The sequence below is a fragment of the Pseudomonas sp. NPDC086581 genome, assembly GCF_044746165.1.
GTDB lineage: Bacteria > Pseudomonadota > Gammaproteobacteria > Pseudomonadales > Pseudomonadaceae > Pseudomonas.
In genome coordinates this window covers 1-19,826 of the sequence record NZ_JBIVBR010000003.1, presented here as the reverse complement: position 1 = coordinate 19,826, position 19,826 = coordinate 1, and the positions used below count along the sequence as shown (strand labels likewise).

The 19,826-nt window shown below is 56.7% G+C and carries 27 protein-coding genes, 1 tRNA gene and 1 pseudogene; 11 read left to right on the top strand and 18 right to left on the bottom strand.

The genetic code is table 11. The features are described from left to right. Window positions 1-7 precede the first annotated feature (7 nt). The 6 genes from rplT (at window position 8) to ACIPK7_RS07525 (ending at window position 4,696) form a co-directional block, all read left to right on the top strand. The gene (gene rplT, locus ACIPK7_RS07550; protein ID WP_045217787.1) at window positions 8-364 is read left to right on the top strand and encodes a 50S ribosomal protein L20; all 357 of its coding nucleotides are present in this window, start codon (window positions 8-10) and stop codon (window positions 362-364) included. 97 nt (window positions 365-461) lie between these two features. After that, entirely contained in the window at window positions 462-1,478 is a 1,017-nt protein-coding gene (gene pheS, locus ACIPK7_RS07545) for a phenylalanine--tRNA ligase subunit alpha (protein ID WP_401086944.1), read from the top strand. Between the two features lie 34 nt (window positions 1,479-1,512). After that, complete coding sequence (pheT, locus tag ACIPK7_RS07540) at window positions 1,513-3,891, top strand: phenylalanine--tRNA ligase subunit beta (protein WP_401086942.1); 2,379 nt, start codon at window positions 1,513-1,515, stop codon at window positions 3,889-3,891. A 3-nt stretch (window positions 3,892-3,894) separates the two neighbouring features. Next, window positions 3,895-4,197: an integration host factor subunit alpha gene (gene ihfA / locus ACIPK7_RS07535; RefSeq protein ID WP_003090661.1), complete on the top strand. Its 303-nt coding sequence runs from the start codon at window positions 3,895-3,897 to the stop codon at window positions 4,195-4,197. Then, window positions 4,178-4,534 (top strand): MerR family transcriptional regulator, encoded by a 357-nt coding sequence (locus ACIPK7_RS07530; protein ID WP_045217778.1) that lies wholly within the window; start codon window positions 4,178-4,180, stop codon window positions 4,532-4,534. Before ihfA ends, ACIPK7_RS07530 begins: the two co-directional genes overlap by 20 nt. An 85-nt stretch (window positions 4,535-4,619) precedes the next feature. Further along, window positions 4,620-4,696 (top strand) — tRNA-Pro (locus ACIPK7_RS07525). A gap of 86 nt (window positions 4,697-4,782) precedes the next feature. On the opposite strand, the gene ACIPK7_RS07520 is transcribed toward ACIPK7_RS07525, so the two are convergent. From ACIPK7_RS07520 to ACIPK7_RS07450, 15 genes and pseudogenes are all read right to left on the bottom strand, one after another. After that, a complete protein-coding gene (locus ACIPK7_RS07520) occupies window positions 4,783-5,892 on the bottom strand; it encodes a tyrosine-type recombinase/integrase (RefSeq protein WP_401086940.1) in 1,110 nt (369 codons plus the stop codon). After that, window positions 5,892-6,104: a hypothetical protein gene (locus tag ACIPK7_RS07515; RefSeq protein ID WP_401086938.1), complete on the bottom strand. Its 213-nt coding sequence runs from the start codon at window positions 6,102-6,104 to the stop codon at window positions 5,892-5,894. The genes ACIPK7_RS07520 and ACIPK7_RS07515 overlap by 1 nt, the downstream gene beginning before the upstream one ends. Then, the gene (locus ACIPK7_RS07510) at window positions 6,101-6,322 is read right to left on the bottom strand and encodes a helix-turn-helix transcriptional regulator (protein WP_401086936.1); all 222 of its coding nucleotides are present in this window, start codon (window positions 6,320-6,322) and stop codon (window positions 6,101-6,103) included. The genes ACIPK7_RS07515 and ACIPK7_RS07510 overlap by 4 nt, the downstream gene beginning before the upstream one ends. Before the next feature lie 40 nt (window positions 6,323-6,362). Then, a complete protein-coding gene (locus ACIPK7_RS07505; RefSeq protein ID WP_401086934.1) occupies window positions 6,363-7,655 on the bottom strand; it encodes a hypothetical protein in 1,293 nt (430 codons plus the stop codon). Between the two features lie 239 nt (window positions 7,656-7,894). Next, window positions 7,895-9,184: a zonular occludens toxin domain-containing protein gene (locus ACIPK7_RS07500; RefSeq protein WP_401086932.1), complete on the bottom strand. Its 1,290-nt coding sequence runs from the start codon at window positions 9,182-9,184 to the stop codon at window positions 7,895-7,897. A 7-nt stretch (window positions 9,185-9,191) separates the two neighbouring features. Next, window positions 9,192-9,548: a DUF2523 family protein gene (locus tag ACIPK7_RS07495; protein WP_401086930.1), complete on the bottom strand. Its 357-nt coding sequence runs from the start codon at window positions 9,546-9,548 to the stop codon at window positions 9,192-9,194. A 3-nt stretch (window positions 9,549-9,551) separates the two neighbouring features. Further along, window positions 9,552-10,838, bottom strand: coding sequence for an attachment protein (locus ACIPK7_RS07490; protein ID WP_401086928.1), 1,287 nt, complete (start codon window positions 10,836-10,838; stop codon window positions 9,552-9,554). A 143-nt stretch (window positions 10,839-10,981) separates the two neighbouring features. After that, complete coding sequence (locus ACIPK7_RS07485) at window positions 10,982-11,230, bottom strand: major capsid protein (protein ID WP_239742304.1); 249 nt, start codon at window positions 11,228-11,230, stop codon at window positions 10,982-10,984. 13 nt (window positions 11,231-11,243) lie between these two features. Beyond that, on the bottom strand, window positions 11,244-11,495 hold the full coding sequence (locus tag ACIPK7_RS07480; protein WP_239742306.1) for a hypothetical protein: 252 nt from the start codon (window positions 11,493-11,495) through the stop codon (window positions 11,244-11,246). 1 nt (window position 11,496) lies between these two features. Further along, the gene (locus tag ACIPK7_RS07475; protein WP_239742308.1) at window positions 11,497-11,718 is read right to left on the bottom strand and encodes a hypothetical protein; all 222 of its coding nucleotides are present in this window, start codon (window positions 11,716-11,718) and stop codon (window positions 11,497-11,499) included. Window positions 11,719-11,734: 16 nt separating this feature from the next. Continuing rightward, a complete protein-coding gene (locus tag ACIPK7_RS07470) occupies window positions 11,735-12,151 on the bottom strand; it encodes a DNA-binding protein (protein ID WP_401086925.1) in 417 nt (138 codons plus the stop codon). A gap of 224 nt (window positions 12,152-12,375) precedes the next feature. Continuing rightward, window positions 12,376-12,582 carry a hypothetical protein gene (locus tag ACIPK7_RS07465; RefSeq protein ID WP_401086923.1) on the bottom strand — a complete coding sequence of 69 codons (207 nt, stop codon included), beginning with the start codon at window positions 12,580-12,582 and terminating at the stop codon, window positions 12,376-12,378. Between the two features lie 3 nt (window positions 12,583-12,585). Beyond that, window positions 12,586-12,918, bottom strand: a complete 333-nt coding sequence (locus ACIPK7_RS07460) for a DUF5447 family protein (protein ID WP_401087386.1) — start codon at window positions 12,916-12,918, stop codon at window positions 12,586-12,588. A 22-nt stretch (window positions 12,919-12,940) separates the two neighbouring features. Then, window positions 12,941-13,072: pseudogene (locus tag ACIPK7_RS07455) on the bottom strand (Arc family DNA-binding protein); the annotation flags it as partial. After that, the gene (locus ACIPK7_RS07450) at window positions 13,065-13,337 is read right to left on the bottom strand and encodes a DNA-binding protein (RefSeq protein WP_401086921.1); all 273 of its coding nucleotides are present in this window, start codon (window positions 13,335-13,337) and stop codon (window positions 13,065-13,067) included. The pseudogene ACIPK7_RS07455 and the gene ACIPK7_RS07450, both read right to left, overlap by 8 nt. A 128-nt stretch (window positions 13,338-13,465) precedes the next feature. On the opposite strand from ACIPK7_RS07450, the gene ACIPK7_RS07445 reads away from it, so the two are divergent. From ACIPK7_RS07445 to ACIPK7_RS07435, 3 genes are all read left to right on the top strand, one after another. After that, a complete protein-coding gene (locus ACIPK7_RS07445) occupies window positions 13,466-13,735 on the top strand; it encodes a DNA-binding protein (protein ID WP_401086919.1) in 270 nt (89 codons plus the stop codon). 171 nt (window positions 13,736-13,906) lie between these two features. Next, window positions 13,907-14,509, top strand: a complete 603-nt coding sequence (locus tag ACIPK7_RS07440) for a hypothetical protein (protein WP_401086917.1) — start codon at window positions 13,907-13,909, stop codon at window positions 14,507-14,509. Then, the gene (locus ACIPK7_RS07435; protein WP_401086915.1) at window positions 14,509-15,672 is read left to right on the top strand and encodes a DGQHR domain-containing protein; all 1,164 of its coding nucleotides are present in this window, start codon (window positions 14,509-14,511) and stop codon (window positions 15,670-15,672) included. The genes ACIPK7_RS07440 and ACIPK7_RS07435 overlap by 1 nt, the downstream gene beginning before the upstream one ends. A 2-nt stretch (window positions 15,673-15,674) precedes the next feature. On the opposite strand, the gene ACIPK7_RS07430 is transcribed toward ACIPK7_RS07435, so the two are convergent. After that, window positions 15,675-16,472: a DNA adenine methylase gene (locus ACIPK7_RS07430; RefSeq protein WP_401086913.1), complete on the bottom strand. Its 798-nt coding sequence runs from the start codon at window positions 16,470-16,472 to the stop codon at window positions 15,675-15,677. A 405-nt stretch (window positions 16,473-16,877) separates the two neighbouring features. Here ACIPK7_RS07430 and ACIPK7_RS07425 point away from each other — a divergent pair, with 405 nt between their 5' ends. Both ACIPK7_RS07425 and ACIPK7_RS07420 read left to right on the top strand, forming a co-directional pair. Continuing rightward, on the top strand, window positions 16,878-17,264 hold the full coding sequence (locus ACIPK7_RS07425) for a (deoxy)nucleoside triphosphate pyrophosphohydrolase (protein ID WP_401086911.1): 387 nt from the start codon (window positions 16,878-16,880) through the stop codon (window positions 17,262-17,264). Further along, the gene (locus ACIPK7_RS07420; RefSeq protein ID WP_401086909.1) at window positions 17,257-18,093 is read left to right on the top strand and encodes an HNH endonuclease; all 837 of its coding nucleotides are present in this window, start codon (window positions 17,257-17,259) and stop codon (window positions 18,091-18,093) included. The genes ACIPK7_RS07425 and ACIPK7_RS07420 overlap by 8 nt, the downstream gene beginning before the upstream one ends. Before the next feature lie 305 nt (window positions 18,094-18,398). On the opposite strand, the gene ACIPK7_RS07415 is transcribed toward ACIPK7_RS07420, so the two are convergent. Together ACIPK7_RS07415 and ACIPK7_RS07410 are read right to left on the bottom strand one after the other, a co-directional pair. After that, window positions 18,399-18,698, bottom strand: coding sequence for a hypothetical protein (locus ACIPK7_RS07415; RefSeq protein ID WP_192432134.1), 300 nt, complete (start codon window positions 18,696-18,698; stop codon window positions 18,399-18,401). Between the two features lie 23 nt (window positions 18,699-18,721). Further along, the gene (locus ACIPK7_RS07410) at window positions 18,722-19,159 is read right to left on the bottom strand and encodes a hypothetical protein (RefSeq protein WP_192432135.1); all 438 of its coding nucleotides are present in this window, start codon (window positions 19,157-19,159) and stop codon (window positions 18,722-18,724) included. Window positions 19,160-19,826: the final 667 nt, after the last annotated feature.

The following is a 19,826-nucleotide window of genomic DNA, read 5'->3' as shown; positions in this document are numbered from 1 at the left end:
TAAATAAATGGCTCGTGTTAAGCGTGGCGTGATTGCCCGTCGTCGTCACAAAAAGATTCTGAAGCTCGCAAAAGGCTACTACGGCGCGCGTTCGCGCGTGTTCCGTGTTGCCAAGCAGGCGGTAATCAAAGCAGGCCAATACGCCTACCGTGACCGTCGTCAGCGCAAGCGTCAGTTCCGCGCTCTGTGGATCGCTCGTATCAACGCTGGTGCTCGTCTGAACGGTCTGTCCTACAGCCGTCTGATCGCTGGCCTGAAAAAAGCGGCCATCGAGATCGACCGTAAGGTCCTGGCCGATCTGGCTGTGAACGAAAAAGCGGCGTTTACCGCAATTGTCGAGAAAGCGAAAGCCAGCCTGGCTTAAGCCCCGCGACAGTTACCGGATCTTGGTCCGGACGTAACGTCACCGATAGGGGAAGAGCCTTACCGCTCTTCCCCTATTTTGTATCTGGAGTTGGTACATGGAAAACCTGGACGCGCTGGTCTCGCAGGCCCTGGACGCCGTGCGGAACACCGAAGACGTCAACGCCCTGGAGCAGATCCGGGTTCACTACCTCGGCAAGAAAGGCGAGCTGACCCAGGTCATGAAGACCCTGGGCGACCTGCCGGCCGAAGAGCGCCCCAAGGTCGGTGCGCTGATCAACGTTGCCAAGGAAAAGGTTCAGGATGTGCTGAACGCCCGCAAGGCCGAGCTGGAGGGCGCCGCCCTCGCCGCCAAGCTGGCTGCCGAGCGCATCGATGTGACTCTGCCGGGCCGTGGCCATTCCTCCGGCGGCCTGCATCCGGTCACCCGCACCAAGGAACGCATCGAGCAGTGCTTCACCCGCATCGGCTATGAAGTGGCCGAGGGGCCGGAAGTCGAAGACGACTACCACAACTTCGAAGCACTCAATATTCCGGGCCACCACCCGGCTCGTGCCATGCACGACACCTTCTACTTCAATGCGAACATGTTGCTGCGCACCCATACCTCGCCGGTACAGGTCCGCACCATGGAAAACCAGAAGCCGCCGATTCGCATTGTCTGCCCCGGCCGCGTCTACCGCTGCGACTCCGACCTGACCCACTCGCCCATGTTCCACCAGGTCGAAGGTCTGCTGGTCGATGAAGACGTCAGCTTCGCCGACCTCAAGGGCACCATCGAGGAATTCCTCCGCGCCTTCTTCGAGAAGGAATTCTCCGTCCGCTTCCGCCCGTCGTTCTTCCCCTTCACCGAGCCTTCGGCGGAAGTCGACATCCAGTGCGTGCTCTGCAGCGGCAAGGGTTGCCGTGTCTGCAAGCAGACCGGCTGGCTGGAAGTCATGGGTTGCGGCATGGTCCACCCCGACGTACTGCGCATGTCCGGCATCGATCCCGAGAAATACCAAGGCTTCGCGTTCGGCATGGGTATCGAGCGCCTGGCCATGTTGCGCTATGGCGTGAACGACTTGCGCCTGTTCTTCGACAACGATCTGCGGTTCCTCGGCCAGTTCCGCTAGCCCGCACGACCGTCAACGCATTTAGGAGAGCAGGATGAAATTCAGTGAACAGTGGCTGCGGAGCTGGGTAAATCCGCAGGTATCCCGTGACGAGCTGGTGGCTCGTCTGTCCATGGCTGGCCTCGAGGTCGACGCCGTGATCCCGGTTGCCGGCCAGTTCAGCGGCGTGATCGTGGGTGAAGTATTGTCGACCGAACAGCACCCGGACGCCGACAAACTACGCGTCTGCCAGGTCAGCAACGGTTCGGAGACCTTCCAGGTCGTCTGCGGCGCGCCCAACGTTCGCCCGGGTCTGAAGATCCCCTTCGCCATGATTGGCGCCGAACTGCCGGGCGACTTCAAGATCAAGAAGGCCAAGCTGCGCGGCGTTGAATCCAACGGCATGCTTTGCTCGGCCAAAGAGCTGGAAATCAGCGAAGAGAACGCCGGCCTGATGGAGCTCGCTGCGGATGCGCCCGTGGGCGCCAACATCCGCGACTACCTCGAACTGAACGACGCCTCCATCGAGATCGGCCTGACCCCGAACCGCGGCGACTGCCTGTCACTGACCGGCCTCGCCCGTGAAGTCGGCGCGCTGTATAGTGCCGAGGTCAAGCCGGTGGTGGTCAACGCTGTTGCTCCGCATATCGATGATGTACGCAGCATCGAGCTGCTGGCGCCCAAGGCTTGCCCGCGCTACCTCGGTCGCGTGATTCGCAACGTCGACCTGAGCAAGCCGTCCCCCTTGTGGATGGTCGAGCGCTTGCGCCGTTCCGACATCCGCAGCATCGACGCCGCCGTCGACATCACCAACTACGTGATGATAGAGCTGGGCCAGCCGATGCACGCCTTCGACCTCGACGAGATCAAGGGTGGCATTCGTGTGCGCATGGCGGAGGAGGGCGAGAAGCTCGTCCTACTCGACGGCCAGGAAGTCACCCTGCGTGCCGACACCCTGGTGATCGCCGACCACGAACGCGCCCTGGCCATTGCCGGCGTGATGGGCGGTGAGCACAGCGGCGTCAGCGCCAAGACCCGCGACCTGTTCCTCGAAAGCGCCTTCTTCGACAACATCGCCGTGGCCGGGAAGGCTCGTTCCTATGGTCTGCACACCGATGCCTCGCACCGCTTCGAGCGCGGCGTGGACTCGCAGCTGGCCCGTCGCGCCATGGAGCGCGCCACCGAGCTGCTGCTGCAGATCGTCGGCGGCGAAGCCGGTCCGATCGTCGAGCAAGCCAGCGAAGCCGATCTGCCGAAGGTCGCGCCGGTCACCCTGCGTGCCGAGCGTATCGCCCAGATGCTGGGCATGACCCTGGAAAACGCCGAGATCGAGCGTCTACTCAGCGCTCTGGAATTCGACGTCCAGAAAGCCGGTGCCGATGCTTGGACCGTGGGGGTGCCGAGCCATCGCTTCGACGTTTCCATCGAAGTCGACCTGATCGAAGAGTTGGGCCGCCTGTATGGCTACAACCGTCTGCCGGTTCGTTACCCGCAGGCCCGCCTGGCGCCGAACACCAAGTCCGAGTCCCAGGCCGAACTGCCGGCGTTGCGCCGCCTGCTGGTCGCGCGCGACTACCAGGAAGCCATTACTTACAGCTTCATCGATCCCAAGCTGTTCCAGCTGTTCCATCCTGGCGTCGAGCCGCTGATGCTGGCCAACCCGATCTCCGCCGACATGGCCGCCATGCGCGCCTCGCTCTGGCCGGGTCTGGTGAAGTCCCTGCTGCACAACCTCAACCGCCAGCAGACTCGCGTGCGCCTGTTCGAAAGCGGTCTGCGCTTCGTCGGTCAGCTGGAAGGGCTGGTGCAGGAAAATATGCTTGCCGGCGTCGTCTGCGGCGCCCGCCAGCCGGAAGGCTGGGCCAACGGCCGCGAGAACGTCGACTTCTTCGATGTGAAAGCCGACGTCGAAGCGCTGCTGGGTAACGCCGGCGCTATCGAAGCCTTCACCTTTTCCCCGGCAGAGCACCCGGCGCTGCATCCGGGCCAGACTGCCAAGATCGAGCGCGACGGCGTGCTGGTCGGCTACCTGGGCGCCCTGCACCCAGAGCTGGCCAAGGCGCTGGACCTGGATCGTCCGGTATACGTCTTCGAGCTGGTTTTGGCCGAAGTCGCCAAGGGCCGCTTGCCGAAATTCAGCGAACTGTCGCGCTTCCCCGAAGTGCGCCGTGACCTCGCGCTGATCGTCGATCTGGATACCCCGGCCGAATTCGTCCTGGCAAATATCCGTGAAACGGCGGGCGAATGGCTGACGGACCTCAGGCTCTTTGACGTCTACCACGGTAAAGGCATTGATCCGCTTAGAAAAAGCTTGGCCGTTGGCTTGACCTGGCAGCATCCATCACGCACTCTTAATGATGACGAGGTGAACGCGACTACGCAGAATATCGTCGCCTCGCTGGAACAAAGGTTCAACGCCACGTTAAGGAAGTAGCGTATGGGGGCTCTGACGAAAGCTGAAATTGCTGAACGTCTGTACGAAGAGCTGGGCCTGAATAAGCGGGAAGCCAAGGAACTGGTGGAGCTCTTCTTCGAAGAGATTCGCCAGGCGCTGGAGCATAACGAACAGGTGAAGTTGTCGGGTTTCGGCAACTTCGATCTGCGCGACAAGCGCCAGCGTCCCGGACGCAACCCTAAGACGGGAGAGGAAATCCCGATCACAGCCCGGCGCGTCGTCACCTTTCGTCCAGGGCAGAAACTGAAGGCCAGGGTTGAAGCTTATGCTGGAACCAAGTCATAACGACGAGTTGCCCCCCATCCCGGGCAAGCGCTATTTCACCATTGGTGAAGTGAGCGACCTTTGCGCGGTGAAGCCGCACGTGCTGCGGTATTGGGAACAGGAGTTCCCGCAACTCAACCCGGTCAAACGAAGGGGCAACCGGCGCTACTATCAGCGCCAGGATGTGCTCATGATTCGCCAGATCCGTGCGCTGCTTTACGACCAGGGCTTCACCATCGGCGGAGCCCGTCAGCGCCTTACCGGCGACGAAGCACGCGACGATGCCACTCAGTACAAGCAACTGATTAGGCAGATGATTGCCGAATTGGAAGACGTACTTCATGTGCTGCGCAAGTAACTGAAAAAAATGAAAAAAGCGCTTCTCCAAAGCAAATGCTTGGGGTATAGTGCGATCCGCTTCTGGGGGAACTTGGAAGCAACGTCGGGGCGTAGCGCAGCCTGGTAGCGCACTTGCATGGGGTGCAAGGGGTCGAGTGTTCGAATCACTCCGTCCCGACCAAATTCTTGAAGCGGCTCAAATACTTACAGTGTTTGGGCCGTTTTCATTTCTGGACTGCGCAAAATAGGCGCAATATGCGCGCAAAACTAGCGGGCAAATTCGCTGATATCCAGGTCCGGAATCGCATCTGACCAGACCACTTCGGCATGGTCCCGCTGATAGTTCTTCGTCATCTCTGCGCTGGCATGCCCAGCGATCTTCTGGCCATCTTTCCCGGCCTTCTTATACATATGCAGCGACAGGGCCCTGATCTCATGGAAGCCCGGCATCTCTTCGTCTTTCCATCCTGAATAGCAGGCTGCAGCGTCCCGTGCTTCCTTGAATGCCCTGGACAGATAACGCTCATCGATCTTCGTCCAGTGCTCCTTTCGGTCAGCAAGCCCCAGTTTCCGGTCCGGTCGCCGATGGATCAGGAAGGGGGAGGGGACGCCATCGTTACAGCGATCCAATACCTCCTGCAGCTCGGGTGTAACGCTAAAGCGGATCCAGGCAGCGTCCGATACTTTTGCTGTCTTCTGCTGGATGACGTACAGAAATCCGTCCCGAATATCGTCAAACTTCATCGACAAGATGTCTGAACGCCTTTGGCCAGTGATCAGGGCAAGGTCAATCGCATTCTGCAGCCAGGCCGGAGACTGCTCTCTGATCGCCTTGAGTCCTTCCGCTGTATGGCGCTTGCGCTGCTTCTTTTCGATCCTGGGGATAGTCCCGGCTGCAGGATTGTCCGGGCATAGTCCCTTAGCGGCCGCGTGGTTAAAGATATCGATAAGAAGCGCTCTTGCTTGGTTGGATGCCCTCGGGGTCAGGCTATCGAGTAGTTCAGCAGCCATTCGAAGAGTGATTTCATCCACGGCCTTAGACGGCCAGGCTGCTCGGAACTGCCTGAATCTCACTGCGTAGAGTTCCAGAGTGGCTTTTGCCAACTCGCGAGGCGGCAGTACTTCGCGCTGGTAGTAATCCAGAAAGTCGACGAACAAGGTTGTAGCCAGGCCTTTAACCTTGGCAACCAAGTCGGCACCTTCCATGAAGGTGAGATTCAGTTGTTTGGCAGCATCAATGGCCTTGAGCCGATCCTTTCCGAATTGAAACCAGACGCCATCAGTAGGGCGCCTATATCTGAAACTCCCACGCCGACCGTCGAAGTAGAGATTCTGCGGAAGGGACCTATTGGCTTTGTTACGAGGACGCGGTGACATCAGCAGTAGTCCTTGAGCACCATGGCGACCAGTTCGTTACTTGTCCCCTTATTGAAAGCTCGCCAATCGACATACCAAAGCTTGCCGATCCTGACGCCCGGAATATCACCATTCCGGATCTGGTTGCGTATTGTTTGACTACAGAGCGGTGTGCCGTTTGCACCCCAATAGCGGCGCTGGAACTCGGCAATCTTGATCAGCTCTCTACTCATGACTCCCCCTCGGACTTCCAGTCCTTTCCATCGAGTCGAGCGGAGATCCACTGTTCAATTTCCAGGGAGTCCCATCCCACAATTGATGGGCCAATCTGTTTGGCCTGGGGAAATGCCCCCGTGCTCATCCAGAGATAGATGGTCGAGCGCTTGATGCCGCAAAGATGAATCACCTCGGGTAAGCGCAGTATTCTGCGAGTGCGTGCCTTCGATTCCATTTCTCTTACTCCTTCGCTACTACTTGATCCGCTGATGTCATCAAATGGCGTAGCCCCGCCTGATGTAGCGATCGTTAATCAGCCCGATGACATGCTTTTCGAGGTCGCGAGTGCTGTAGCCCTTGGCGGTGTAGTGGTCTTCGATCACGTGCCAGAAGGGGAGCGTTCTCCCGACCTCAAGCGCTTTTTTTGGTGGGATGCGCTCCCGTGCGATCAGGCTGGCGAACTGGCCCAGGAACATCTCGCAGTTCTTGCCGGAGAAGCCCTGAGCGGTCTTGTAGTAGCGGCGGTACTCGGTACGTTCGATGAGCGGATCGGCTTCGACCTGAACCTGGGTGTCGAGGCTGATCAGCGACCAGAAAGCGTCGAAGATCCCTTCCCGGGAAATCAGCTTGTAGTTGTCGCAGGCGTACTGCCAGAGACCTTGCAGGTGCGGGCAAAGACCCTCATAGGTCCGGCAGCCGATCACCTCGCCAGAGGTCATCGTGGAGCCTTCGGAGAACTGTTGAATGATGGAGTGGTGATAGCGGAACTCGATGCGCCATACCGTTTCCAGCGGATTGAAAGCAGGTTCACCATCGCCGAACGGATCGCCGTTCAGGGAGGCCCACACCGATTCCCAATAGTCGAGTTTGTCGGTCGCTCTCGCCTGCAGCGTTTTGTTGTACAGACACATCTGCAGGCCGTTGGCCGAGCCGAACATGAAGGTCTCACCACGCCCATAGACCGAAGCGTTGCCGTCGTACTCGATGCGGTCGATGCCGCTGATTTGGCGAACACGCCGGGACCGGCAATGCATGCGGTCCACGAAGTCCACTGGTGGGGTCCAGCCCTGGACGTCGAGCGCGATATGGACAGCGCACTGATTCACTTCGCAGGCCGAGAGAACGCCAGCAGCCAGGTCATCCATTACGCCCTGCAGGATCTTCGGATCGGCACCATCCAGGGCGTGCGGGGACACTTCAATCTTGAGGTGCGGGCCGATGTTTTCGAGCTTCACGTTGTGGTTCTTGATCAGCAGGATCAGACCCATGTCGGCGTTCTGCAGGCGGTACTGGTATCCCGAGTCGCGACCGATACGGCCCTTGGCCCACTTGTAGCCGGCGAAGTTGACGAGATCCTCAGGCTCATCGAACAACGCCATAACTTCCGGGCGGATCATGCCGTTGTACAGCTGTCGCACGGTATCGACTCCACAGCGCAGCAGGCGCACACCCGAAAGGTCGGCAAATCTGCCGTTGCTCGGGTCCATGAAAATCCGTCCTTCGGACGACTCATAAAAATCCCCGTTCTCCTTGAGGATCAGGCGGAGGGGGTGAACTGCCTTTTTCATTCTTTCGTACCTTCAATGAGGTTTATTGAGGTGCTTACTCGTTAGCTATCCGACGTGTTACAGGGTCGTCGGCCGCGCCTTCGGCCTACCGCTCATGCCTTCCGCTCCCGGCCGGCGGCGCGGCTCGCCGACTCAAAACGGAAACGCCCCGACTGGCTGCATCACCTGCATTGCTGTGATGAATCCCAGGGCGTAAGCGAGCGCGAGCAGCCCCAGGGCGTTGAACAATCCATGCAGGGTCATTTGGCGTTCCTCCAGGGGCGTGAGGCGTATTCGGAGTCGTGAACGATGGTCAGCGTGGCAGGCTCGGTTGGCGGCGCGTTGGCGGCGGCTGTGAGCGGCGGTGCCTGGGTGAACCCAGCGGGTGCACGCGGAGGGCTTCCGCCGCAGGTGATGGTTTGCTTCCACGTCTCGAACGCCAGCTCAGCGACGCACTCGCCCTTGGCCGTGACGTGGTAGCCGGAGCCCACCAGCTGCCAGCTGGTCAGCTCCAGATGCCTGCCTTCCGGGTCATCGAGGGCGAACATGTAGATGTCGCCCTTCGAAGGGCGGTAGGCGTGGGCAAGGATAGTGATGCGGCGATCAGCGAAGGGATGGGCGCTCAGGTCAACAGGCGCACCAGCTGGCCCGTCAGGTACAAGGCCAGCAGGAAGAAACCCAGTCGCAGAAGGACGCGCCGGCAGACCCACAGCAGGAGATTGCGTAGCACTCGCAGCAGCGGCGTGAGGAGGCTCAGCAACAGGCTCGGCAGGTGCTTGAGCAGCCTCACCGCCAATCGTGCGCAGAGGCCCCATGTACCAGACAAAGCCAATAGAAGCGGCCAGCAGTGCCAGTAGAAGAACCAACTTAGGCGACCGGAACAGACTTTTGCCGGCTTTGGTGTCCTGGGTTTTGCCGGTGGCGGTGGACTGGTAGAGGGCGAAGGTCTGCTTTCGGATGCGCTTGTATTCGATGATGGTGCCGTCAGCCGGCGGTCGGTTGAGCTGGGCGTCATGCTGGGCCTCCTTGTAGCGACCGGGGATGCCGATGACCGCGAGGTTGGAGTGCTTGTAGGCCATCTCGCAGGTCATGCGGATGTCGTCGCGGATGTAGCTGATGTTCGGTGTGGTGAGGACGATGTCCCAGTTGAAGTGCCGATGCCGGGTCCAGGCATCGAGCCAGCCCATGGGGCGATCCGCTGCGTGCGCCGCCTCGGGCCCGCCGGGGAAGTCGAACTTCTCCAGGTCCTTTTCGCGCCAGGACTTGGGGAACAGCAGCTGGGTTTCGTCGAAGATCAGGAACGCGCCCCGTGGTGCCCACTGAAACCACGTGCGCATCTTGTCGAGGTCATCAAGCGATTCGAGATCGAGGTTGATGATCTCGGCGGTGTTGGGCAGGTCGGGGAAAACCGCGTAGGCGCGTTCCAGGGTGAAGCCCCGAACGTTGGTGATGATGACGCGACCGTCCTTCAGTGCGGGGACAGCATCGTCTTGGATCGCGCCGGAGGTTTTGTACGAGCCGTTGGGGCCGTGGTGAATCTTGATCGACATGATTCACTCACCTCCCAATGAAGGGCACGAAGCGCATGCAGAAGCGCGTGGCCGCCGCCAGCATGATGATGTTGAGCGCCTGGGGGATGCCGAAGAACGCCAAGCCCGCCGCGATATCAGCCGGTAGTGCCGCGTACATACCTCGCACCATGGCGGAGATGCCGAGGCTGTCGATCAACTCGCGCGCCACGGTGAAGCTGACATCGAGCAGCAAAATGAAGGTCTGCAGGGCGCTGTACATCGCCGCTTTGGTGGCGACGACCAGGCCGTCTTTGATGAAGTCGTAAACGCCCTGGGCGAGGAAATCCCAGATCCATTGGAAGAAGCTGAGGATCTGGTCGAAGACGCCTGATAGCCATTCCATGATTCACTCCTTCAGGATGACGAAGGCCGCGATCAGCGCAGCCATGAGCAGCAACGCGAGCCGCATGTTGGAGAGCTGGTCGGCGTAGTCGGAGACGCAGAGGCGGTAGGGTTTTCCCCAGACCGTGCCGGTGTAGCAAGGCAGCTGACCGCCGCCGGTGGAGAGCTGGAGATCGAAGGCGCCCTTGAGCTGATCGATGTTGGCTTTCACCGCGTCTTTCAGTTCTTTCTTGGCGTCCTGAACCTTCTGGTCCCACTCTTTGTTGGCTTCATCCCAGCTGCCGGCATCGGGCTCTTTCAGCTCGGTAGAAGGGCCTTCGCCCTGGCAGCCGTTGGGGTCTTTGGCGGGATCGCACTGGCCTTCGCCCTCACCCTCACCGTCGCCATTGCCGCTACCGGAGCCATCGCCGTTGCCGGAACCGCTGCCGTCTCCATTGCCACTGCCGGAGCCGTCACCGTCGCCAGAGCCGCTTCCATCGCCATTGCCGGAGCCATCACCGCCCCCGGCTCCGCCGCCCGTGTTGCCGCCTCCCTCTCCGTCCCCGTCGCCATCGCCAGGGTTGGAAGGATCGGTTTTCACACAGGTGGTACCCGACCATGCCCAGCCTTCGGGGCAGCCGGGGTCGTTGGGATCAGAGGGAGGCACGGCAGGATCGGGCGGCTCGGTAGTGGGGTTCAGTGGATCGCCGGTAGTGGAGAACTGGTAGGAGTCGGCTGAACAGTTCTCCCCGGTGCCCTGGAGGATGTAATTGCAGAAGCCCTGAGTGGTCGAACCCTTCACCAGATAGCAGCTGGTCGAGCGACCGGATTCGCTCTTGTACTGGCATTGCTCGTAGCAGGCGGTCGGCGGACCACCATCGGCGACGTAGTTGCGGCCTCCCGAACTGATCACCGGCGCATCGTTGCCCTTGGCTGGGAAAGGCTCCCCCTGGGTGGCCGAACAGTCCTTGGGTGGGGCTTTGCACTGGCTGCTGCCATCCTTGATGCTGGGGTCATACTCGGTGCCTTCTGGGCAGGCATTGCCCGTCCGCCAGACGTCCAGGGTCACCGAACCAGTGCCATTGTTGGCAGCCACCCGGCACCAATACTTCGTTTCGCTGACAAATCCAAAACTGGTCTTTTGGCCACCGGGGTAAGTGATGTCCTTGGCCCAGATCGCACACGCCTGTCCCGGTGACGGCGCGGTAGTCCACGCTTGACCTGCGACGGTCCATGAATAGTCAGCCGCGAGGACCGGGGCGCTCAGTAGAAGCAGCACGACCAGCAGGAGGCGGTGGCATTGATGTTTCATCGTGGTGTGTCCAGAAAAAAGAACCCCGCCGAAGCGGGGTCCAGGTTCGGCACATCAGTGCAGTCAGAAGAATTCGCCGCAGCGGTAGCCCGTGATGAAGGCCCCGGCGAAGAAGGCCCCCAACCACACCGACCACAGCACGCTTAGGCTTTGCGCAGCATGCTGTAGATGAGGCCGGCCACCGCGAGGATGACCAGGGCAGCGACCACGTACCCGCCGATGGTCTTCATGTCGCCCTGGCCATCGGTCATGGCGGCTTCCACCGCGCTGGTGTCGATGACGCCCGCGAAGGCCGGCAGCGAGGTGGCAGCGGTGACGGAACCGGCGATGCACAGGTTGCGGAACGAGCGGACCGGGTTGAACTTGGCGATCTGTTGTTTCATGGCGTTCATGGTGTTTCCTCTGTCATCTGGCTTTACGAAGAAGTGACGCGACCCAGCCAGTCAAAAGCCCCGTCACGAAGGCTCCCAGGACACCCGCAGCACCGATGCCGAAGGCTTCCGGGGAGAAACCGCCGTTGACCAGGATGTCTACGTATCCAGCGGCCTCGGGCGGAATCAGATAGGCCTGTTGCCATTCGAGGTGCTGGCACTGCATGAGGCCGTCCGCCGTGGACGCCCAGCTGGTGCAGACCTGAACGGCAACCACGCCTGACATGTCAGCGAGCCTCCTTGCGTGGCTGGTCGCACCAGCTCCAGAAGGAGCGCAGGACGAACCACCACAGCGCGAAGAGGGCGAACGCCGCCGCGATCACCGCGATCACGGAGTCCAGCGGGTAGGGTTCGAGGAACTCGCGCACCGCACGCACGGCAGGCGATACCGCGCAAAGAATTGCGATGTACAGAACCCAGCCGAAGGCGAAGCGGAGCGGCGCTTTCATCTACCTACCCTCGCCGTCAGGACTTGCTGCTGTCGGTGGGTTTCTCAGCGGCGGGCTGAGTCGGGCGCTGGGGTTGTGGCTGGGTAGCGGGACGAGCGGCCGGTGCCGGCGTGCTGGACTCTTTGCCCACGGCCAGCAGTTCGGTCAGCACCTGGGTATTGGTGGTGCGGCCGAAACGGTCCTGGGTCGGGCGGACGACGCTGGCGAACTTGCAGAGCACAGGAGCGCCTTCGAAGACGATGGAGTCCAGCAGGGTCGGTTCGACGTTGTACTCGCTGATCTCGAAGCCCTTGGCGTTGCCGCGAGCGGTTTCCGGGATCGGGGAAATGGCCTGGACGCTGGCGAAGATCTCGCCGGACTTGGTAGAGGTGTAGGTGTCGGTCTTGGTGACCCAGAGTTCGACTACGCCGCCAGTGGTTGCAAACATGTTCATCTGAAGCTCCTTTGCCTTTTTCGGGCATGAGTTGGCCCGCTGCTGCAAATTGGGCGCATTGGTGGCCGTCTTTCAGCGGGTGTGGTGGTGCCTGGGTTTTGCAGTGGTGCTAGCGGTGAGCGGGGCCAACACAAAGGGCGCTGCCCTTGTCATCCCGCTCTCGCCGCCGAGGGCTCAGGAGCGCGGGGCGGTGGTGCTGCCCCTCACTCCCGAGCGGAGGCTATTCAGGGTGGGGGACGGTCAAGGGTGCGCTTCGCCCGGCGCTCCGTTTGTCCGAACGGAAAAGCGCGTTCGGACAAGCCGGTGCGGCGGCCCTGGACCTGGCTGGCCCAGGTGGGGATGGTGTGGCGAGCGTGGTGGCGACCAACCACAGCACCAACCACCAGCAACACGAGCCAGAAGATCAGGTGCGGGATCGGGTTAAAGGCCATGGCTCAGCCCTCCAACTCGAATGGTTCGTGCACGGGGACGAAGGGCGTCGGCTTCCCGCTGTCGTAGATAACGTGCCAGTACTTCGGCGGACGGAGCGCGGGCATGTGTTTCGCGCAGATAAAACCCGGTTCCACCCGGTACGTCGAATGGATCGAGCGCCACACTCCAGCGACCATCATCATCACGGTAACTACGGTGACGACTCGCGTAGGGCGGCATTCTGTGCACCGTGTGGATTGGCAGGGACTGATTTTCCCCAGTTCGCGACGGGACCAGCAGACAGAGCAGTCGCAGTCCAATGGATGCGGTCGGTGCAGGTACTTGCTCGGAAGCATCGGCGGGCACCTCCCCTTCGAAGCTCTGTTGAAGGCGGAAGACCAGTTCAGCGTTCAGGGAGCGGAGAGAAGCTTCGGCCGCTTGCTCAACTTGGGAGCGCAGCGCAGGGGACATGCGCAGCTTGAACTGGGAGTAGGACCGGGCGTCATTCATCGTCGTAATCCCCTTGGCAGAAGATCGACTTGCCCCGGTCAAGGTCGCGGCGAATTTTGTGGAGGTTGATGACGCGGCGGCGGCCAATCTTGGCGGTTGGCACGGTCTTAGTTTCGACCCAGCCGCGCACCACGTCTTCCGTGATGTCCTCCAGACCCAGCATCTGAGCGAATACCGCCTGGGAGCAGAACGGAGCAGTACGGAAGTCCGTAACCTTTTCCATCGCGCCTGTGACGGTGAACCCCACTATTCCAGACTGTTCCATAGCAATTGACCTATAATCGGAATCATGCAGATCGACATTGGCATTATTTGCCAGCTAGATAGATCTAATTATAGGGAAAAGGGTTTAATTTCCTAGCAATATATGCCATTTTTTTAGATGAAAATAGAATGATCAGAGAGCGTATAGTCGCTATTTGGGAATATAAGAAGCTCACCGCCAAGAAGTTGGAGGAGCTCAGCGGTATCGATCGCGAAAAGTGGTATGCGCTGCGGAAAGGCGGTCGCCGTGCAAACGAAGACGACATAGAATCGATGGTCAAGATTCATCCTCAATATGCTCTCTGGCTCGTCAGTGGCCAAATTGCTCCAGAAGCGGGGCAGACGAGCCCTGTATATGATGAGGCCAATCGAAACTTGCCCGATCAAAACGCGGGATAGCGATCACAAAAGAAATATCTAGGCGCTGGTTTTCCCGAAGGAATGGGGCAATTGAACAAAAAAACGAAGATTAATCACAAAGCCAGGGCAGAATAATTACTGCCTTGGCTTTTTATTAAGATCAGGACCCCAAAGGTAGCACAAGGAGTAAATACATGGAGTGCCCAAGAAATGGACTATAAAGGCGGCTTCATAAAAATAATAAGGGCAATCCCACTCATTGATGGTTTGCCTGATCTCGAATGGGAACACTTTAAATCGGCCGCAAAAGAGCTTTTCTTTACGGTGCTACTTTCAACCTCTCCACTATGGATAGGTGCTTTTGCAGCTTCACTTATCAGCGCTGGTACCAGTCAATCAGATAATGTCGAAATATTCGCTTTGTTCTGGACGAATTTGAAAGCGTCGATAAACACTGGCGCGTTGATTATCTACTCTGCCGCTCTAATAGCTCCAGTAATTTATATTGCCTCTCAAGAGGCGAAGGGGACCTCGACTACTAAGGTATTTCCTTCTCGAACATGGCATATAGTGTTTGCTCTGGTGATTCAGATTGTTGGGTGTGTTTACTTCGTAATCCAGTCTCTTGGGTTAAACATGAACCAGCGTTTTGCATTTGACTTCTCTATATACTTGTTTCCGTTTACTCTGGCTCTTCTCCAGATAGCATTTTGTTATAAGAACTTAATATTTGAAATGGACCCTCTAAAGGAAATGGAAAATTCTGATAAGAGATTTAGCGAAAACTACTCTCGTCATCGGAGGGGTGAGTGATGAAGCAGCAAGACTTCCTGGAAAGCGCCTATTACGATAAAGAAGTAGACGTTAAGTGTATTAAGATTAAGCAGCCGATTGGTGAGTTTTATATCGGAAGCATAAATAGTAAGCAGTTAAAAGAAATTACCTTCTCAGACGTTCGTCGCATGGAGGGTGAACGCGGCTTTGAAAGCTATCTCGGTATTCAGCGCCCATTATCTCAGTCGAGAGTTAAAGAAATATCTCAATATACACGGACAGTTGACGCGTGCTTTCCAACCGCGGTTCTCCTTTCCGTAAAGGCTAAGTGTGCTGAGTTTAAGGAAGACAAGGGGGTTCTGACTCTCACGCCTTATAAGTCGGATGACGAAGAAAACTCCCCGAGCATCCCGATCACGCATTTGGCCAATGTGATTGATGGTCAGCATCGTATTGCTGGACTTCATGACTATGAAGGAGACGATTTTGAGATAAACGTTTCCATCTTTGTAGACATAGATGTCTCGACCGAGGCCTATATTTTCTCAACGGTTAACCTTGCTCAAACCAAAGTCAACAAAAGTCTGGTTTATGATCTCTATGAACTGGCGACTACTCGAAGTCCTCAAAAACTTTGTCATGAAATTGCCGTCGCCTTGGACAAGGACAAAGAAAGCCCATTCCATAATCGGATAAAACGACTTGGCGCAGCACAGGATCATAATCTCCCTGGCAGTATAACCCAGGCTGCTTTTGTGCAAGCGCTAATGAAGTTTGTATCAGAAAATCCTATGAGGGATCGAGATATTTATCTGCGGGGAAAAACGCCAGCCCTAAATGACGGGGATCTTAATAAGCTTATATTTCGTCAGTTCATGATCAAGGAAAAGGATTACGATTTAACTGACATAATTTGGGATTATTTTGAGGCGGTAAGGGCGCGTTGGCCTCGGGCTTGGTCTAGCAATGACAAAGGGATAATATTAAGCAAGACAAATGGCTTTATGGCGCTAATGCGCTTCTTGAGAGATGCGTACTATTCTATTAAAAAGGAAAAGCCAGAAATCGATGATTTCAAATCGATCTTCGATAAAATGACTTTGGATGACGATTACTTCACTACTGACAATTTCAAGCCGGGAACAAGTGGTGAGTCTGCACTTTATAAAGCGTTCGTCGAGACGGGCGCATTAAGGCGTTAGACTCACCAGCATTTGATGGCGAGTTCCTGGTAAACTCCACGGAACTCGCTTTTTCCAGAGAGAACGTTACTGCGAGAAAGAACAATTTGCTCAAACCCATCGTAGAGCGCAGCGATAGACTCGTGGTTAGCATTTAGCACCAAGACTTTTGCGCCACGGCTAGCGGCGCGAACAACTGAGTCACGCAGTCGAACCTGATCTTCCCACTTAAAAAGGTTCTCGTTGTACTTAATGAAACCGTTATAGTTGTGCTTCACAGTGTATGGCGGATCTACAAAGACGAAATCCCCGTCAGTTGCTGCATCAACGCTCTCCTCAAAGTCACCTGCTCTAAAATTGGCGTTCTTGAAAAGTTCAGCAACGTGTGGAAACGAATCTATATCAGCAAGGACGTTGTCTTTTGTGCCGATTGGAACGTTAAATTCACCTTTCAGGTTTACTCTGTACAATCCGTTCCAGCATGTCCTATTCAAGTACAGAGTTCTTGCAGCTTGAGAGAACTTTGATCGGGGTGCTGATGCGCGAACTTTGTAATAGTGCTCAGAGCAATGAAGTCTCTGGTGAGCTTTTAGGAACTCTGCAACTCGTTTCCAGTCCTCCTTGATAGAGGAGTAAACATTGATAAGTTCAGAGTTTACATCAGAGAGTAAAGCTGAGTTCGGAGCTAGATGAAAATAAACGGCAGCCCCACCTAAAAATGGCTCAATATATCTTTCGTATTCGGTCGGGAAAAGATCGCCAGCCTTTCTAACTAGCCAGCGCTTACCGCCGGCCCACTTTATAATTGGCTGTAGATCCATTTTTCAATTCCAAAATAAAAAACCTGGGGATGATATACGTTATTCTCAGGCAAGTCCAGCTTTACTTATGTGTGGTGTTGGTTGTTGTGTTTGCATTCTCCGGTGCTACTTATGGATGTATCTAAGCCAGTGGCGATAAGGTCAAAGCTCCTTGTGGTGTAGAGTGTGGATGGTGCGGGCTGAGGCGCGGCATTCGGGTAGCGGAATCTTTCTGCTAAACAGAGTCGTACTGCTTAGGTTGTTGGGGCTTGGTTAGGTATCTATAGTGCCCAGCGCAATTGATAGTTATGAGCGAATCGGGTGCGAAAGGTCTTCACGGCTTGGTCCTGGGCGGCATGATTAGGCCTGATGCGTCATGCAAAATGGTTTTGTTATGCTTCATGCGTGCAAATTTTAGGTGGGCGAATGAAGAAGGTTGCAGCTGCAGTTGTGCGCCTCGACGGGAAGGTGCTCCTTACTCGCCGCGCTCCAGGTGAAAAACTCGCTGGAATGTGGGAATTTCCGGGCGGCAAGTTTGAGGCTGATGAAACCCCGCAGCGCTGCATTGTTCGCGAGATCCATGAAGAGCTTGGAGTCTACTCCGAGGCTGGTGAAATCCTCACAGAGTCCGTCTTCACCTATCCCGGCGGCACAATCCAGTTGATTGCTGTCGAAGTCACCCTGAATTCAACACATTTCGTTCTGCAAGTGCATGACCGCGTTGAGTGGTGTGCGCCTTGTGAATTGCTGAGCTATGAGCTGGCTCCTGCAGACATTCCTATAGCCATGGAGATCATCCGGAAGTATGGATAGCTTCGTTCCCCCAGAGCCTGGTGCCACGCTTAACAACGAACAGCTGATTGCGTGGTTCAGGTGCAGTCCCCAAGGTGGTATGCGTCGTTCAAAGGAGACCAATACGCTGGTCATCGTCTCCAATCACGTGAGCTCCGTTTATGATGATCGTTGGATTGGCGATGTTTTGCACTACACCGGCATGGGGCAGAAAGGGCATCAATCACTGAGCTTTGCACAAAACAAAACGCTCAATGAGTCTGGTTCTAATGGTGTAGGGGTTCATCTTTTCGAGGTTTTCACGCCGCAGGTTTACACCTACATCGGGGAGGTCGAGCTATCTAGCATCGCCTATTCGGAGCCGCAGCTTGATGCCCTTGAAAACTCTCGATTGGTATGGGTCTTCCCGGTGCGGCTGAAGGCGGGAGCACTCCCGGAGATTCCTGAGGCAGTTCTCGATGAGTTGAGAGTGCTTAAGGAGAAGCAGATTCGACGGCTGAGTGACGAGCAGGTAGCTGAGCAAGCACGCCGGACTGGTCGGAAGCACGTAGGCCAGCGCAGCGTTCATGCTACTCAGCACCAGCGGTCTCCTTGGGTAGCGGAGCATGCAAAGCGTCGTGCCAAAGGGAGGTGCGAGCTTTGTGAGGGGCCCGCTCCGTTTACGCGGAAAGATGGGACTGCCTACTTGGAGACACATCACATTGTTTGGCTAGCTCGTGATGGTGAGGACACCATAGAGAACACAGTCGCGCTCTGCCCGAACTGCCACCGACGTATGCATATCTTGAATACGGAGGCAGATGTGAAAAAACTCCAAAGGCGATTGCTTGTCGAGCGCTCGAAAGCGTAGTTAGCGAGGGGGCTCTACTGACGATCCTTCGAGGGTGCTTCGGTTGCGCAAAACCGCCCCTGCAGTCCGCATGGCTACGTTTGTATAAGCGCCCGCATTGGTGATTTTTGCACTGGCAGTGATGGTATTTTCTCCTTATTAATCATTCTGTTGCAGAGGATTCGTTCGCTGCATGGGGTGCAAGGGGTAGAGTGTTCGAATCACTCCGTCCCGACCAAATTTTCTTAAGCGGCTCAAGTGCTTACAGTACTTGGGCCGTTTTCGTTTTTGGCCACTCGCAAAACTCCCGCAAAATGCACGCAAAACTAGCGGGCAAATGCGCTGATATCGAGATCCGGAATCGCATCTGACCAGACCACTTCGGCATGGTCCCGCTGATAGTTCTTCGTCATTCCCGCGCTGGCATGCCCAGCGATCTTCTGGCCGTCTTTCCCGGCTTTCTTATACAAATGCAGCGACAGGGCCCTGATCTCATGGAGGCCCGGCATCTCTTCATCTTTCCATCCTGAATAGCAGTCTGCAGCGTCTCGTGCTTCCTTGAATGCCCTGGACAGATAACGCTCATCGATCTTCGTCCAGTGCTCCTTTCGGTCAGCAAGGCCCACCTTCCGGTCCCGACGCCGATGAATCAGGAAGTGGGGAGCACCATCGTTGCAGCGATCTCATACATCCTGCAGCTCGGGGGAGGGGGACGGAAGCGGATCCAGGCGCCATCCGATACTTTCACTGTTTTCTGCTGGATGGCATACAGAAACCCGTCGCGGATATCGTCGAGCTTCATCGACAAGATGTCTGATCGCCTCTGGCCAGTGATCAGTGCAAGATCAATCCCATTCTTCCGCCAGGTCGGAGATTGTTCTCTGATCGCTTTGATTCTTTTCTCTGAGTGGCGCTTGAGCTGCTTCTTTTCGATCCTAGGAATAGTCCCGGCTGCTGCCTTGTCCAGGCGCAGGCTCTTTGCCTCACCATGGTTGAAGAAGATATTGAGAAGAAGCGCCCGGGCTTGGTTGGACGCTCTCGGCGTCGGATCGTCTAGCAACCCTGCGCATTCGAAGAGTGATTTCATCTACCGCGTGTGACGGTCAGGTGGTTCAAAATTGCCTGAATCGCACGTGTAGAATTCTAGCGGGGGCTGAGGGCTGCCTGCAAAGCGCGTAGGAATCTGCGAAAAGTTCCTTGATGTCGCGGTTCGGCGGCGCCTTCTCTATAAAGGTGGCTAGATGCAGTTTTGTGCCGGCCGCCGATGCGCCTGGTGTCGCGTTGAGGGTGTAGAGAGCCCTTTGTCATCTTTCTGCAGAAATACATTGACGGCCGATTTAAACTCCCTATAATGCGCACCACTCCCAGCGACGAAGCGCTGAAAGAGCTTGAGAATCAAGTACTTACAGGTGTTCTGAGGTGAGAGTGGTGGTCAGGCGGGTGATTCACTTGCCGCTCTTCATTCGCTGCTTCGGTAGCGGGCTGAAAAGAAGATCGCCGAGGTGGTTGACAGCGAGTTTGATCGCTGTAGAATGCGCCTCCCGCTGATGAGAAGGTTTCCTTCGCTGAGGCACAAGCGATTGAGTAGAAAAGAAATTTTCGAAAAATAAAGCTTGACGGAAAGAGAGGTTAGCGTAGAATGCGCGCCTCGGTTGAGATGAAAGCCTCAGCCAAACGCTCTTTAACAAGTTGAATCAAGCAATTCGTGTGGGTGCTTGTGATGTAAGACTGGTGATCGACTGATTATCAGCAAC